Source organism: Paenibacillus sp. QJM3NY_38, assembly GCF_056173265.1.
The window spans coordinates 719,802-733,607 of the sequence record NZ_CM149665.1 but is presented as its reverse complement, the minus strand read 5'-3'; the positions used below and the strand labels follow the sequence as shown (position 1 = coordinate 733,607).

12 protein-coding genes are annotated in these 13,806 nt (G+C 53.1%); 5 read left to right on the top strand and 7 right to left on the bottom strand.

Going from position 1 to position 13,806, the window contains the following annotated elements; translation table 11 throughout:
* Positions 1-36 precede the first annotated feature (36 nt).
* Positions 37-297, bottom strand: a complete 261-nt coding sequence (locus AC0VZ8_RS03225; protein ID WP_475486037.1) for a metal-sensitive transcriptional regulator — start codon at positions 295-297, stop codon at positions 37-39.
* A gap of 347 nt (positions 298-644) precedes the next feature.
* Between AC0VZ8_RS03225 and AC0VZ8_RS03220 the strand changes: the two genes are divergently transcribed.
* The gene (locus AC0VZ8_RS03220) at positions 645-2,393 is read left to right on the top strand and encodes an alpha-glycosidase (RefSeq protein ID WP_426202577.1); all 1,749 of its coding nucleotides are present in this window, start codon (positions 645-647) and stop codon (positions 2,391-2,393) included.
* Between the two features lie 66 nt (positions 2,394-2,459).
* On the opposite strand, the gene AC0VZ8_RS03215 is transcribed toward AC0VZ8_RS03220, so the two are convergent.
* From AC0VZ8_RS03215 to AC0VZ8_RS03205, 3 genes are all read right to left on the bottom strand, one after another.
* Positions 2,460-3,335 (bottom strand): UbiA-like polyprenyltransferase, encoded by an 876-nt coding sequence (locus AC0VZ8_RS03215; protein ID WP_475486036.1) that lies wholly within the window; start codon positions 3,333-3,335, stop codon positions 2,460-2,462.
* Positions 3,336-3,347: 12 nt separating this feature from the next.
* Positions 3,348-4,655, bottom strand: coding sequence for an aspartate aminotransferase family protein (locus AC0VZ8_RS03210; RefSeq protein WP_475486035.1), 1,308 nt, complete (start codon positions 4,653-4,655; stop codon positions 3,348-3,350).
* Between the two features lie 108 nt (positions 4,656-4,763).
* Entirely contained in the window at positions 4,764-6,743 is a 1,980-nt protein-coding gene (locus AC0VZ8_RS03205; RefSeq protein ID WP_475486034.1) for a peptidase U32 family protein, read from the bottom strand.
* A gap of 240 nt (positions 6,744-6,983) precedes the next feature.
* On the opposite strand from AC0VZ8_RS03205, the gene AC0VZ8_RS03200 reads away from it, so the two are divergent.
* The 4 genes from AC0VZ8_RS03200 to AC0VZ8_RS03185 all read left to right on the top strand — a co-directional run bounded on the left by AC0VZ8_RS03200 (position 6,984) and on the right by AC0VZ8_RS03185 (position 10,965).
* Positions 6,984-7,568, top strand: a complete 585-nt coding sequence (locus tag AC0VZ8_RS03200) for a TetR/AcrR family transcriptional regulator (RefSeq protein WP_071222179.1) — start codon at positions 6,984-6,986, stop codon at positions 7,566-7,568.
* A 342-nt stretch (positions 7,569-7,910) separates the two neighbouring features.
* Positions 7,911-8,858, top strand: a complete 948-nt coding sequence (locus tag AC0VZ8_RS03195) for a helix-turn-helix domain-containing protein (protein WP_475486033.1) — start codon at positions 7,911-7,913, stop codon at positions 8,856-8,858.
* A 150-nt stretch (positions 8,859-9,008) separates the two neighbouring features.
* Positions 9,009-10,091, top strand: coding sequence for a Gfo/Idh/MocA family protein (locus tag AC0VZ8_RS03190; RefSeq protein ID WP_071222181.1), 1,083 nt, complete (start codon positions 9,009-9,011; stop codon positions 10,089-10,091).
* Positions 10,092-10,125: 34 nt separating this feature from the next.
* Positions 10,126-10,965, top strand: a complete 840-nt coding sequence (locus tag AC0VZ8_RS03185) for a Gfo/Idh/MocA family protein (RefSeq protein WP_475486032.1) — start codon at positions 10,126-10,128, stop codon at positions 10,963-10,965.
* A gap of 115 nt (positions 10,966-11,080) precedes the next feature.
* On the opposite strand, the gene AC0VZ8_RS03180 is transcribed toward AC0VZ8_RS03185, so the two are convergent.
* Genes AC0VZ8_RS03180 through AC0VZ8_RS03170 form a run of 3 tightly spaced genes read right to left on the bottom strand, consistent with a single transcriptional unit; the run spans position 11,081 to position 13,450 of the window.
* Complete coding sequence (locus AC0VZ8_RS03180; protein WP_071222183.1) at positions 11,081-11,815, bottom strand: ABC transporter permease; 735 nt, start codon at positions 11,813-11,815, stop codon at positions 11,081-11,083.
* 1 nt (position 11,816) lies between these two features.
* Entirely contained in the window at positions 11,817-12,533 is a 717-nt protein-coding gene (locus AC0VZ8_RS03175) for an ABC transporter permease (RefSeq protein ID WP_475486031.1), read from the bottom strand.
* A complete protein-coding gene (locus AC0VZ8_RS03170) occupies positions 12,530-13,450 on the bottom strand; it encodes an ABC transporter ATP-binding protein (protein WP_475487632.1) in 921 nt (306 codons plus the stop codon). Before AC0VZ8_RS03170 ends, AC0VZ8_RS03175 begins: the two co-directional genes overlap by 4 nt.
* Positions 13,451-13,806: the final 356 nt, after the last annotated feature.

Here is a 13,806-nt window from a genome sequence, read left to right as displayed (position 1 = left end):
TAACAAGCGGCGCTCTCGCGTTCGGTGCCTAATCCTTTATCTGCTCTTAACGAGCAAATTAACGGCATCCTGCACAAGCTTCTCCGTATCCTCACCATTCTCTTCGGCCTTCCGTACACTATCCACCAGATTGGAGCTGACGACAACGCCAATGGTTCGGTCGATCGCCGTACGCGAAGCGGATAATTGGGTGATGACCTCCCTGCAGTCCTTGTTCTCCTCCATCATCTTCAAGATGCCGCGAAGCTGTCCTTCAATCCGCTTGATCCGGTTTTTCATCTGATCGTCGTATTGCATATGACTGTCCTCCTATATATCGTATCTGTCACTGTCAGGCTTGTCCTTATCCCTGTATTATACAACAAATGCCCACTCTTTCCTTGCGACCTGTACCGCCCGGCGGTATTCCGCTCGAAAATCCGCATCCTGTCTCCCTCGTTGCAGGCCAGGATCAGCGACTTCGACTTGGGGCTTGAATACGCTCAGAGCGCGTGGTATATTTTTAATCAGCTAATGAATTCATAAGCAACCAGATCCAAACCTCATAATTTAAAGGCAATGTTATCTTACAAAGGTACAACCTCGGCTATTCATAGTCCTGGCTGTGCCTTTTTTTAATTTACCTATTTAAGGAGGAATTATCGATGTTCTTGGAAGCCATCTATCACCGTCCGCGCAAAAACTGGTCCTACGCTTATAACGGCACGACCATCCATCTCAGAATCCGCACCAAAAAAGACGACCTTACCGAAGTGTACGCCCTCGCAGGCGACAAGTACCTGTGGGATCAAACGATGGAGTATATTCCGATGACCAAGCTGTCTTCGGATGAAATGTTCGATTATTGGGAGTGCGAGGCAACCCCTCCGTACCGCCGTTTGAAATACGGCTTCCTGCTCCAGCAGGGCGACGAGAAGCGCTGGATGACCGAATACGATTTCCTGACAGAGCCGCCGGCCAATCCGGACCGCCTGTTCGAATACCCGTTCATCAATCCGGATGACGTTTTCCACCCGCCGGCATGGGTCAAGGACGCGATCTTCTATCAAATCTTCCCGGAACGCTTCGCGAATGGAGATACAAGCAATGACCCGGATGGCACTTTGCCTTGGGGCAGTGCCGAACCGACGCCGAAGAACTTCTTCGGCGGTGACCTTCAGGGGGTTATCGACCATCTTGACCATTTAAGCGAGCTCGGCGTCAACGCGATTTACTTTACGCCGCTGTTCACGGCAACAACAAACCATAAATACGATACTGAAGACTATATGGAAATCGACCCGCAGTTCGGCGACAAGGACACGCTGAAGAAACTGGTCGATCTGTGCCACGCGCGCGGAATCCGCGTCTTGCTGGATGCGGTCTTCAATCATTCCGGCAGAACGTTTGCCCCGTTCGTTGACGTGCAGAAGAACGGTTTGAACTCCAAATATAAGGATTGGTTCTACGTTCGCTCCCTGCCGCTGGAAGTGGTGGATGGCATTCCGACTTACGATACGTTTGCTTTCGAGCCGCTGATGCCGAAGCTGAACACGGAGAATCCGGAAGTCCGGGCTTATCTGCTCAAGGCTGCCGAGTACTGGATCAAGGAAACGGGCATCGACGGCTGGCGTCTGGATGTAGCCAACGAGGTGGGACACAGCTTCTGGCGCGAATTCCGTCAAGTCGTGAAAAAAGCCAACCCGGATGCTTACATCCTTGGCGAAGTGTGGCATGAATCCTCCATCTGGCTGGAAGGCGACCAGTTTGACGCCGTGATGAACTACCCGTTCACGAATGCCGTACTGGACTTCTTTATCAACCGTACCGCCGATGCCGAGAAGTTCTCGTTCATGCTCGGCAAGCAGCTTGCCGGCTATCCGAGACAAGCCAGCGAAGTGATGTTCAACCTGCTGGACAGCCATGACACCGCAAGACTGTTAACGCAGGCGAACGGCGACAAACGCCTGATGAAACTGGCCGCGATGTTCCAGTTTACGTATTTCGGCACGCCTTGCATCTATTACGGCGACGAAATCGGGATGGACGGCGGACACGATCCGGGCTGCCGCAAATGCATGGAATGGGACGAGTCCAAGCATGACAAGGACCTGTTCCATTTCTACCAAACGCTCATTAAGCTCCGCAAAGAGCATTCCGCTCTCCGCACGGGAACCTTCAAATTTTTGAAGGCCGAGAAGAATGGCGGCAAAATCGCTTACCTGCGTGAGGACGACAACGAAACGATCCTCATTGCCGTCAACAACGACAAGGCGGGCAACACGATAACCGTCCCTGTGCAGGACCAGCAATGGACGAACCTGTGGAACGGCGAAGGCCTTAGCGCTAAGCAGGGTCAGCTGACCGTGAAGCTGCCTGCTTACGGCTTTGCGATTTTGAAAGCCGGGCAATAAAAACACTAAACTCCCTTTGAATGCCATCGAGCCCGAGTATGCGGGCCGGCAGTCGAAGGGAGTTTTTTATCCGAGCAAAAATTGGTCGGCCAAAGTAAAGAGCAGAATCGTCAAGCTAATCACCTGATTCAGGTTGTAGGAGGCGAGGTGCATCCGTCTGCGGCTGGAAGGCTTGATGATGCGATGCTCCACGGCAAGCAGCATCACCGAAACGGCAATTCCCGCCAAGTAGAGCCAGCCTAAGCCTTGGATAAAGTAAAGGGAAAACAGCAGGATGACCATAAACCCGTGCAGCACCCTAGAAATGAGTAGCCCGCCTTCCAAACCAAACGCGCGGGGAATGCTCCACAAGCCTGTGCTGCGATCGAATTCGATATCCTGCGTGGCGTAGATGATATCGAAGCCTGCAATCCACAGCATGACGACGGTACCGATGATAAACGGAATGAAAGCGAATTGCCCCGTTACGGCAAACCATGCCCCGATCGGAGCCGAAGCGATCGTAAAGCCCAGGTACAGATGGCACAGCCAGGTGAAGCGCTTCGTGTACGAGTACGTGCAGATCAGCACGATCGCTGCCGGTGAGAGTCCCAAGCAGAGCGGGTTCAGCATCCCTGCCGCGAGAATAAAGATGGCAAAGTTAACGACCACAAATACGTACACTTCGCGAGGCAGCAGGAGTTTTCTTGGCATATGGCGGTTCGCCGTCCGCGGGTTAGCGGCATCAAACTTCAAATCGGCGATGCGGTTGAAGGCATTGGCCCCATTGCGTGCGGCAACCAGCGCAATCAACGACCACAGCATGACATGCCATGACGGTACGCCGTCCGCGGCCCAGATCATGGAAATGATGGCGAAGGGCAGCGAGAACAGCGTGTGGGAGAACATCACCAGTTCTCCGAACATTTTGGTCTTATGAACGACTTTATACATCATCTGCATCCGAATCCAACCTCATTCGTTTACGAATTGGGATAACCCAGCCAGCACCTTGTCCAGCGCGCTGAGCATGGCCTCGATATCTTCCTCCGGAATCATCATGGCCGGCTGGAAAGCCAGCACGTTTCGGCCCACCCCATTTTTGCCGATAATAAATCCTTCTTCCTTCATGCGCTCCAGAATGATATCCGTCCATGCTGCGCTTTCCTCTTCGGTCGCTCCATGGATTTCGGCCCCGGCCATAAAGCCCTTGCCTCGGACATCGGCGATTATCTTATATCGGCCTTGCAGTTCCCCTAAACCTTCGATGAGCCGCCCGCCAACGCGCCGGGAACGCTCAACCAGGCCCTGCTGTTCGATGTAATCCAAGACGGCAAGCGCCGTGACGGATGATACCGGGTTGCCGCCAAAGGTCGAGGCGGAAGGCCGATCCAGACTGGCGGCGATCTCGTCCGTCGTGGAAAAGGCGCCGATCGGCACGCCATTGCCTAGTGCCTTGGCCATGGTAAGAATATCAGGCACGATGCCGTAATGCTCGATCGCGAACATGCGTCCCGTGCGGCCGCAGCCCGTCTGAATTTCGTCGGCAATCAGGAGAATGCCATGCTCCTCCAGCATCGCCTTCAGCTCACGGAAATACCAATCCGGCGGCACGATCATTCCCCCGTTGCCTTGGATCGGTTCCACGATCATGGCTGCGAAGGTATCTCCCTTCGCAGCGAGCACACTCGCCAACGCATCCAGGGAACGGCGAGCGGCAGCATCCTGATCCATGGCAGGATCATAGGGACGCGGAATAAACGTAGCCACTTCCTGGTCCAGGAAATCATCGGCACGCCACATCGGGATGCCGGTCACGTTCATGGTCAGGAAGGTGCGGCCATGAAGGCCGTATTCCAGCGCCAGAAAATGGCGGCGTTTCGTGTGCAGACGGGCGACAAGCAGCGCGCCTTCATTCGCTTCGGAGCCGCTGTTTACAAAGAACGTTCGCTTTAGGTTGCCAGGCAAAACGCCGTTTGCCAACCGCTCCGCCAAATCTGCCATCGGCTGGGTAAGGTAAATGGTTGACGTATGCTGCAGCATCTGCAGCTGTTCGACCGTTCTTGCCGTAATGGCTTCATTGCAGTGGCCGCAGGCGACAACCGACACCCCCGTAAAGAAGTCGACATACGCTTTGCCATCATGCCCGTAAAGTTTATGCATCTTGCCGCTGATGATCTGGGGCGGCTCTTTATAGAAATTGGCCGTGCAAGGGTAGCCGTATTCCCGACGCTTTGTCACGATAGCTTCCGGACCGATATACGTCTGATCTGCATGCCTCATGGATATTCACCTCTTTGAATTGTTCTCTTGTTCCCCATGTTCCGGGAAGATATGTCAAACGAATGACTTATGTCGGGTTAATCCTCATACTCCGTTTTGAAGCTCATCTCATACTTCCGTCAGCTCAAGCTGCATGGCATGGCCGAATTGGAGCGAACCCAGTGTATAACCGGCATAGATCGGTGTCATGTCTTGATACAACCTGCCGCATGAGTCCAGGTTCAGGGCAGCTTGACGATATATCCGAACCAGGCCGCGAAGCTGCTCCGTCGTATACGTCTTCCCTTCAATGCGGAAGTGATTCACGCCCGCTTCGTGCAGCTCCTTCAAGAACGGCATGAAGCAAAGCTCTTTTGCCAGTGCCAAGTGGTTACGCCCTGCGGCATCCCGGTATACAGGGTTCTCCCCTTTATCCGTAAGCAGTACGAGATGTAGGTTATCCACGAACCGGTTATCCTCTTCAGCTATGGGCTCAAACTCTGCCGCATTGGCGTACAGGTCATGCTCCAGATACATGACGATGGGCGATCCGTGGACGATGACCTCGAGGGGAATCTCCGGATGACGCAGCAATTTCGTCAAATCATGGAGCTGAAGCTCAAGGGACGGAATGATTCTGGATATGCCAAAATGCTTCTGATAAAACGAAGCCGCCATATGGTTGTATATATTCAGGCTGAAATCGGCAATCATCGGCAGCCCTAGGGATTGAAACTTGTGCATAGCACCGATATTGGAGGCAAGCAAGCCATCCAGGCCGTAAAACTTATGCTTTTTACCCTCGGCGAGGAAATGATGGTACTGCTCCATATGCAGCTCATTCATCATGCGCGGCATGCCAAGAATCATTTCGGCATTCCCTTTATCCGCCGTCAAAGCTTCGATATCCTCACGGCCGAAAGGACGATCCGGCTGGAACACGTCGCCTGTCAGATAGATGACGTCCGCCCCTTCTTCTATTGCCGCTCGGGCCTGCTCCACCGAGTTGACATGCACCGTAATTTGCGGAATCGACGTGCCCGGCTGCTCCCGCTTCGCATGACGAAGCGATTCCTTCACCTGGAGCACCCGCTCCTCCTTCATCTCGCGTTCCGCGGTAGGCGTGCTGAACACCTTCCCCGTACTGTAAAACTTGCCTGTTCCCTCATAACGGCGATTGATGAACGCTAGTCCCGGCTTGTCAAAGGCATAAGCGGTCGTGAAATCGCGCTTCCGGTTTTTATGCAGCGTATCCGCCCCGTCTTCGCGGTTAAAGCCCAGCGGATCCGCAATGTAACGATCAATGGCATCTCCGTAAGAATTAACGACCATCAGCAAAAATTCGATGTCTCTCATGCGTCCTTCAATTTTAAAGCTGGTAATGCCGGACTTGATCAGCTCCGGAATATGCTCGTACATATACATATCTTTCGCCGCTAGCGGGTACTCGGTAGGATAGAGGTAGCCGTCTTTTTTCACCCGATAATCCCAGCGGCAGGGCTTCATGCATCGTCCCCGATTGGAGCTGTTGCCAAACAGCATGGAACTGTACAGGCAGTTAGCGCCGTGAACGGTGCACATATCGCCGTGCACAAAATACTCGAACTCCATTCCGCTCCTAGTGTGCAGCACCTCCGCCGTCTTCAGGTCCATCTCCCGGGAAGCCACGATGCGGGAAACGCCCAATGCCTTGACGGCTTCAATCATCTCCAGATTGTGCACATTCATCATGACCGAGGAGTGAACCGGAATATGGGTATAGTTCATCTCCTGAATCAGAGGAAATACGGCCAGATCCTGTGCGATAATGGCATCTGGACCAATCTCGTTCAAAAAGGCGAAATAACGCTTCGCTTCCTCCAGATCCTCCTCATCCATCAGGTTGTTCACTGTAATGTAGGCACGTTTACCACGCTCATGGGCCAACTGGACGGCTTCCTTGACTTCCTCATAACTTAAGTTATAGCCCTTGCGCATCATGCGCATGTTCAAGGATGGTCCCCCGAAATATACGGCATCGCAGTTTGCGTCAATGACGGTTTTGAATATCTCGAATGTTCCGGCAGGAGCCAACAGTTCCACTTCTTTACCGTTAAAATAACGAGCCATCGTCCGTTCCTCCTCATCCGCAAAGTTATTTTTTTCGATTGTAACATAATTCACAATCAATATTAGTGAATTAATTCACAGTAAAATTCACAATGCGCTTCCAGCTCCGAGAAGCAACTTATGATCCGATTCTGTATTAATATTGACCAATCATTCATTCAATACTAAAATAAATCTCATCAAGCGCTGTAAATGATTGGAGATTGATTAGGTATTCTTTCGTGAAGGAATGAAGATTTTATGCCACGCTCACCCAGCGAGAACGAACGCATACGCCAGATGGCGAAAGAGAAGATTTTAGAAGCCGCCATGGATTTGTTTATCCATCAGGGCTACCATGCCACTTCCATTAGTGATGTAGCCAAGCAAGCCGGCATTTCCAAAGGGCTGCTCTATAACTATTTTTCAGGCAAGGAAGGACTGCTTGCCGCTATGGTCGAGGAGCGAATCGCAGGCGTTGCCGAAGTCATAGAGAATGCCGCTTCGCTCCAAGCACCTGCAGATCAGCTGAAATATATTTTGGAGCAAGCCATCGACAACGTCGATCGGCAGCCGGAAGTATTCCGTTTTTACTTGCATCTTCAAACCCAGCCCGAAGCGGATCAAGAGCTGTTTCCCTACAGCAAGCGTCTTGTGGAAGAGGCTGCACGGCAATTTGAGATTCAGTGCCGCATATTCGAAAGCCTCGGGGTTCCCGAGCCGCGCAAGCGCTCCTTGTACTTTTCTTCTACCCTGCAGGGCATCATGCTGATGATATCCACCTATCCCCAGCACTTCCCCATTGAAGAAGTGAAGGAGCAGATGCTGAAGGAGTTTTGCCCGTAACGAAAAAAGAGCCGAGGTTTACCTGTGCTTCAGGTTTCCTCGGCTCTTTGCTGTACGAAACTTGATCTTCGCACGCTTAAAGGGGATTGATCTTTAGTTATTTTGAATCACGCCATCAACGGGAAACATCTATGGAAGGTCTCACTTTCTAGATCATGCCCCTCGCCTAGCCAAAAGAATGCACTTGTTCACCTCTTTATTAAGGGCATCCTCATCACATCGATCAATGGACATGATGCGCATGATCAGCTCACTTTTTTCTGCTTTTTCTCTTCCTTCATGTCCTTAATCAGTTATGCTATGAATAACAGGATCGAAACGTACGTGAGGAGGAAAAAAACGATGGCTATCCACTGGCTGGAACCGGATATCGCCGAATGCACCCGAAGAGGAATCGCCTACTTTACGTCGGAGCTGGAGATGGCGAATGGCCTGCCCTGCAAAATGTACCGCATTACCGAAAAGTTCGGGAGTTTGTCCGATCATATGCACGATTATCTGCAGATCTGGTATGTCAGCAAAGGCGAATTCATCCATACGCTCTATGGTCAAAAATACCGGATGGTCCAGGGCAATATATTCGTGCTCCCTCCTTACAGCGTTCATCGCGTGGAGATGGTTCCCGGGAAAGAACTGGAGGTGCTCGGGTGCGAATTCATGCCGGCCTTCATTAACGAACGATTGGAGGGTATGCCGGCTGAGCCGCAGCTGTTCGACCTTTCCTTCATCAAGCCTTTTGTCACGACCGAAGACCGGGTCCCGCTCAAAATCACCTTGACCGGCGGCAGCGACCTCGCCGTAAAGGAACTCCTAACCGAAATGCTGGCCGAGTTCGGAGGCCGGGGTCCATTCTTCGATATTCTGCTGAAGGCAAATCTGCTGAAGCTGCTGGCAATCGTAAACCGCGAGCATGCCGAGCAAGGCAAGCATACAGCGGTAACCGCGGGCAGCGCCCCGTACCGGGAGCCCATATTGGAATCCGTTCAATATATTCACGACCATTACGACCAGCCTCTATGGCTGGAGGATCTCTGTGCGCGGACGATGATGTCCCGAACGAGCTTCTGCCGGCGGTTCAAGGAGGTGACCGGCTGGACCTTCAGCCAGTACTTGGCCAACTATCGGATACGGATGGCTATGCGACTGCTGACGGAGCCCGAGCTGACGGTAACCGATGTATGCTTCAAGGTCGGGTTTAACGAGCTACCCTACTTCTGCCGCATTTTCAAGAAATACACGGGAACGACCCCTGCCTACTATAAAAAGAACGCTTTTAAAACCGTGGACTAACACCCCGGTACGATAATCCAATAAATAAACACGATAGTGAAATCGAAGCGATCGCTCACATGCTATACTCGGGGCAAGCAATAACGAAGAATCAAGCGACAGGCTTATGTCATCACAGCATCATCAATCCACGATTTTGGAGGAGAACCGATGAACAAAATTACAATTGCCGTGATTGGCTGCGGCACGATTGCGAACAGTGCCCATATCCCCGCCTACATGGCCAACGAAGATGCCGAGATCAAATATTTCTGCGATATCGTGAAGGATCGGGCCGACGCCGCCGTCGCCAAATACGAATGCGGCCAAGCCATCGAAGATTACAACCAGATCCTGAACGACCCTGAGGTCGACGCGGTATCGATCTGTACGCCGAATGACGTTCATGCTTCCATCGCCATCGATTGCTTGCGGGCAGGAAAGCATGTATTATGCGAAAAACCGGCAGCCCGCACCTACGCAGAAGCGCTGGAAATGCAGAAGGTTCAGCACGAAACGGGCAAAACGCTCAATATCGGAGTGGTCAACCGTTACAATGAAAGCGTAAACAGAATCAGAAAAATGATCCAAAACGGCGATCTCGGCGAGCTGTATCACGTATATGCCAGCTTCCGTTCGCACCGCTCGATCCCGGGTCTCGGCGGCGCCTTCACGACCAAAGCCATTGCCGGCGGCGGCGCGCTTATCGATTGGGGCGTTCACTTCCTCGATGTCGTGATGTACTGTACGGGCGATCCGAAGCCGAAGACCGTCTCCGGCCAGGCTTACTGCAAGCTGGGCAAAGACATGGAGAATTACACCTTCCTCAAAATGTGGGCAGGTCCGCCGAAATATGACGGCACGTATGACGTCGACGATTTTGTCACGGCCCTCGTCCGCACGGAAGGCCCGACCATTTCCCTGAACGGCGCATGGGCGCAAAATATCGGCGCCGAAGAGATGTTCATCGACTTCCTCGGCGACAAAGGCGGCATCCGGCTGAAATACGGCGCGGACTTCACCTTCTACACCACGGAGGACGGCGCATTGATCGAAACCACGCCGAAATTCAATCTCGGCAGCATGTTCCAGAATGAGATCGACGGGTTCATCCGCTGCATTCAAACCGGGGAGAAGCAGCCTTCGCATATCGATACGGTCATCCTCTCCTCCCAGATCATCCAGGCGATTTACGACTCGTCCGACCAAGGCGCGGAGGTTTCGCTGCAGCCCGTTGCCCAGAACAGCCTATAACCTATAGTTCGAACGCCAGGGAGGCCCTTTTATCATGAAAAAAATCGGATTCATCGACCTGCATCTGGACCAATTCCATGCGAACAAATATCCCGGGTGGATTGAGCAGGCATCGAAACATGCCATGAAGGTCGTGTACGCCTACGGCAAAAGAGACAAAGAGAACGGGCTTACGAACGCTGCCTGGAGCAAGGAGTATGGAATTGAGCTGCTGCCCACGATCGAAGAGGTGGTGGAGCGCAGCGATTACCTGATCGTGCTGTCCCCGGATAACCCGGAATTCCATGAGGAGCTGTCCCAGCTGCCTCTGCAATCCGGCAAGCCGACCTATATCGATAAAACCTTCGCGCCTGACCGCGAAACGGCCATCCGCCTGTTCGACCTGGCCGCAAAGCACGGAACGCCGATGTATTCGACGTCCGCCCTGCGTTTTGCCAGCGAATACCGCGAGCTGGACCGAAGCGATATTCAAACGATCAGCAGCTGGGGACCGGGCGCCTTCGCCAATTATTCGATCCATCAAATCGAGCCGATCGTCAGCCTGATGGGGACCAGCCCGAAGCGGGTGATGTATATCGGAACGCCTGACTCCCCTGCCCTGCTGATCGATTTCGGAGACGGGCGACAAGCCACCGTGAATCATCTTGGGGATAATTGTCCTTTTACCTTGGGGATAAAGAATGGCGACGGGGGCTTCAAGCAGGTCACCGCGAATTCGAATTTCTTCGCCTTGTTCATCGAGAATCTGGTGAATTTCTTCGAAACGGGCGAGCCTGCCGTCAACCCGGCAGAAACGGTCGCCGTCATCACGATGATCGAGTATGGATTGAAGGCCGCTGACACCCCTTATGAGTGGGTGGACTTGCCTCAATAGCGAAATCAAGAGTTCGTTACACATTAGGAAAACAAAAAAGAGCTGCCCCAACAGGCCAAAAGGGCCTGGGGCAGCTCTTTGTCATGCATTAACCGGTTTTTCCGGTTCTGAATGCTTACACCTCTTTCCGCTGAAAATAGATGAAGCCTGCAAGAAAGAACAGTAGAAACCCGCCAACCACGACGGTCATGAGGCTTTCGAACGGCAGGTTGAATGCGCCGAAATCGGCTTGACCCGCCGGCATCATCGCCAGAAACGGCTGCGTCCACGGATAGTATGGGGCATACGTCTGCGAGTTGGCTACCAGCATGTTCGGTATGGTAAAAACAACGTTCAATGCCAGCGGAGCGGCAAAACTGCTCCAGGCCGTGGAGACTCCAAGCTGCAGCGCGGCAAGCGGCAAGCAAGCAACCCAACCGCCAAGCAGGCAACGCAGCAGCATTTCCCACGGAATCGGAGCATCCACCTTGTGGATCAAACCGGCTCCCAGCACGGCTCCCATGAACAGTAACTGGACGACGGCCAGCAGCATGGCTACCACCGAGAACTTCGCAAAATAGACGGTGCCGCGTGAAACCGGCAGGACAAGCAGCTGCTTCCATCCCCCGCCCGAATGCTCATACCGACACACCATGGCACTAAAAATCCCCGTCAGAATCGGGAGCAGCAGCATCGCATGCAGGATGATCATAATGCTGATCAAATACTCCCATGGCGCAAGCTCCTCAGGCTTTCCATTTAATATGCCAAGCAGCATGACCAGAATCGCACACAAGAAGATTTGCGGCCATAGCTTCGATTTCGACAGTTTTAGCCACTCTGCGGACACCGCTCTTCTATAGGATGTCATCTTAGTCCACATCCTTTCGGTTAAAATGAATCAGGCCAACGCACGTTATGACCGCGCCCAGCAGCAAACCCGCTGCGATGACCTTGACTTCGCCCGGCCCCATATAAGCCAGCAGCGGCCACTTTAGCGGCATCCAATCGGGGAATTGCAGGGCAAACATCGATACGACAGAGGCGGTAATCCCAATTCCGACCGCAATCCCCTGGTTCTTGAGTGTCAATGAGAGCCACAGCTGAAAAGCCAGCATGGGAAGTGCCGCAAATAGCTGTACAAAGCCAATGCGCAGCAGATCCATATACGGCATTTGCTCTGCCCCCATCCCCAGTATGATGCCGAGCACGGCGGTACTGATCGACAGAAGGAGACAGGATACGCAGAGAATGAGGAAGGCCTGTACGAACTTGGCGCTGAATACCGCCGTTCTGGATATAGGCAATGCCAGCAGCTGTTTCCACGAGCTCAGCTGATGCTCCACGTTGGCCATTAGCGAGCAGACCAGTGTGATTCCAAGAAAGAGGGCAATCGGTACAAAAAACAGCACGTTCTCCAGCAGCCCGCCCCAAGGATCTGCCGCGTAGGATTTCATCAGGTAATCATAGCGAAGTCCGAAGTTCAGCCCTTGCATCGCTGCCAGCCCGATGGGACCGAGCGCAGCGAGAAACCAAATGCCCTTGCCCCGGATTTTCAGCCAATCGGCGGAAAGCGCACGGAACATCATACCCGGCTTCCCTCCCCTACGATCTGCATGAAAATATCCTCGAGCGACCTCCGCTGCTCTTCCACCCGGTACACCGCGTGCTGATTCTCCACGAGCCGCTTCACGAGCAGCGCAATCTTCGCGTCCTGCATGCTTTCCAGCTCCAGCATCTGATTACGCAGGACTCCTTCGCAGCCCAGGTCCAGTGCCAAGCCGAGTGCTAACTCCGGCTCGGATACCGATAAACGGAAACCGCTGGAAGCCGTGGATACCAGATTATCGATCGTATCCTGGAACACCATCCTTCCTTCACGGATAATGCCGACTTTGTCCGCCATCTGCTCGACCTCGCCCAGCAGGTGACTGGATACCAGCACGGTAATGCCGTATTGGCGCGGCATATTCTTGATCAGCTCCCGGATTTCATGTATGCCGGACGGATCCAGGCCGTTGGTCGGCTCATCCAGAATGAGCAGCTCCGGATTGTTCAGCAGGGCAGCCGCGATGCCAAGACGCTGCTTCATCCCAAGCGAGTATCCCTTGACCGGGCGCTTGGCCTCCTTCGTCAAGGAGACGATCTCCAGCACTTCCGAGATGCGGGACTTCGGCCCGCCGGTGATCCGGCGAATCGCTTCCAGATTCTCAACGGCCGTCAAATGGCCGTAATACGAAGGATACTCCACGAGTGATCCGGTCCGGCGCAAAATGTCCATTTTTTCACTTTTCAAATCCTTGCCGAACAAATGAATCGCGCCGCGAGTCGGTTGAATGAGTCCGAGCAGCATGCGGATGGTCGTTGTTTTCCCGGCGCCGTTCGGTCCAAGGAAGCCATAAATGTCGCCGCGTGCGATCTCCAGGTTCAAATCTACGACTGCTGCTCGCTTTTTGTATATTTTATATAAGCCTTTCGTTTGAATGACGAGTTCCGTCACGTTCATCACCTCAGGTAATATCCTACCTGTCCAAGGTTAAATGCCGGTCGGCCTCAAGTTTAAATTTACTTTAAAAAAGCTGGCAGGCTATCCAAACGGTTTCGGAGTGTCTGCCACCATCGTGGGAATTTTCGTGGATCTCTGTCGCTGGAGCTTCGTGCAGATAGGAATGACTTCGTGAAAAGAGCTAGAGTAGCTTCGCGCAGCTGAGGCCGCTCCAGTGCCGGATCGTTCTTCCGATCGCTGTTAAAACCGGGAAACTGGAATTTGTTCAGCGGTGGTTTCCCGGTTTTAAAGGCGAACGCTTCGCTTCTCCAGCAACGATTCCGTCCCCTCCGCTGGTGTACACGTAGAAGTTCACC

Coding starts and splice junctions, on each gene's coding strand:
- AC0VZ8_RS03225 (WP_475486037.1), bottom strand. CDS start 297: ATGCAATACGACGATCAGATGAAAAACCGGATCAAGCGGATTGAAGGA.
- AC0VZ8_RS03220 (WP_426202577.1), top strand. CDS start 645: ATGTTCTTGGAAGCCATCTATCACCGTCCGCGCAAAAACTGGTCCTAC.
- AC0VZ8_RS03215 (WP_475486036.1), bottom strand. CDS start 3,335: ATGCAGATGATGTATAAAGTCGTTCATAAGACCAAAATGTTCGGAGAA.
- AC0VZ8_RS03210 (WP_475486035.1), bottom strand. CDS start 4,655: ATGAGGCATGCAGATCAGACGTATATCGGTCCGGAAGCTATCGTGACA.
- AC0VZ8_RS03205 (WP_475486034.1), bottom strand. CDS start 6,743: ATGGCTCGTTATTTTAACGGTAAAGAAGTGGAACTGTTGGCTCCTGCC.
- AC0VZ8_RS03200 (WP_071222179.1), top strand. CDS start 6,984: ATGCCACGCTCACCCAGCGAGAACGAACGCATACGCCAGATGGCGAAA.
- AC0VZ8_RS03195 (WP_475486033.1), top strand. CDS start 7,911: ATGGCTATCCACTGGCTGGAACCGGATATCGCCGAATGCACCCGAAGA.
- AC0VZ8_RS03190 (WP_071222181.1), top strand. CDS start 9,009: ATGAACAAAATTACAATTGCCGTGATTGGCTGCGGCACGATTGCGAAC.
- AC0VZ8_RS03185 (WP_475486032.1), top strand. CDS start 10,126: ATGAAAAAAATCGGATTCATCGACCTGCATCTGGACCAATTCCATGCG.
- AC0VZ8_RS03180 (WP_071222183.1), bottom strand. CDS start 11,815: ATGACATCCTATAGAAGAGCGGTGTCCGCAGAGTGGCTAAAACTGTCG.
- AC0VZ8_RS03175 (WP_475486031.1), bottom strand. CDS start 12,533: ATGATGTTCCGTGCGCTTTCCGCCGATTGGCTGAAAATCCGGGGCAAG.
- AC0VZ8_RS03170 (WP_475487632.1), bottom strand. CDS start 13,450: ATGAACGTGACGGAACTCGTCATTCAAACGAAAGGCTTATATAAAATA.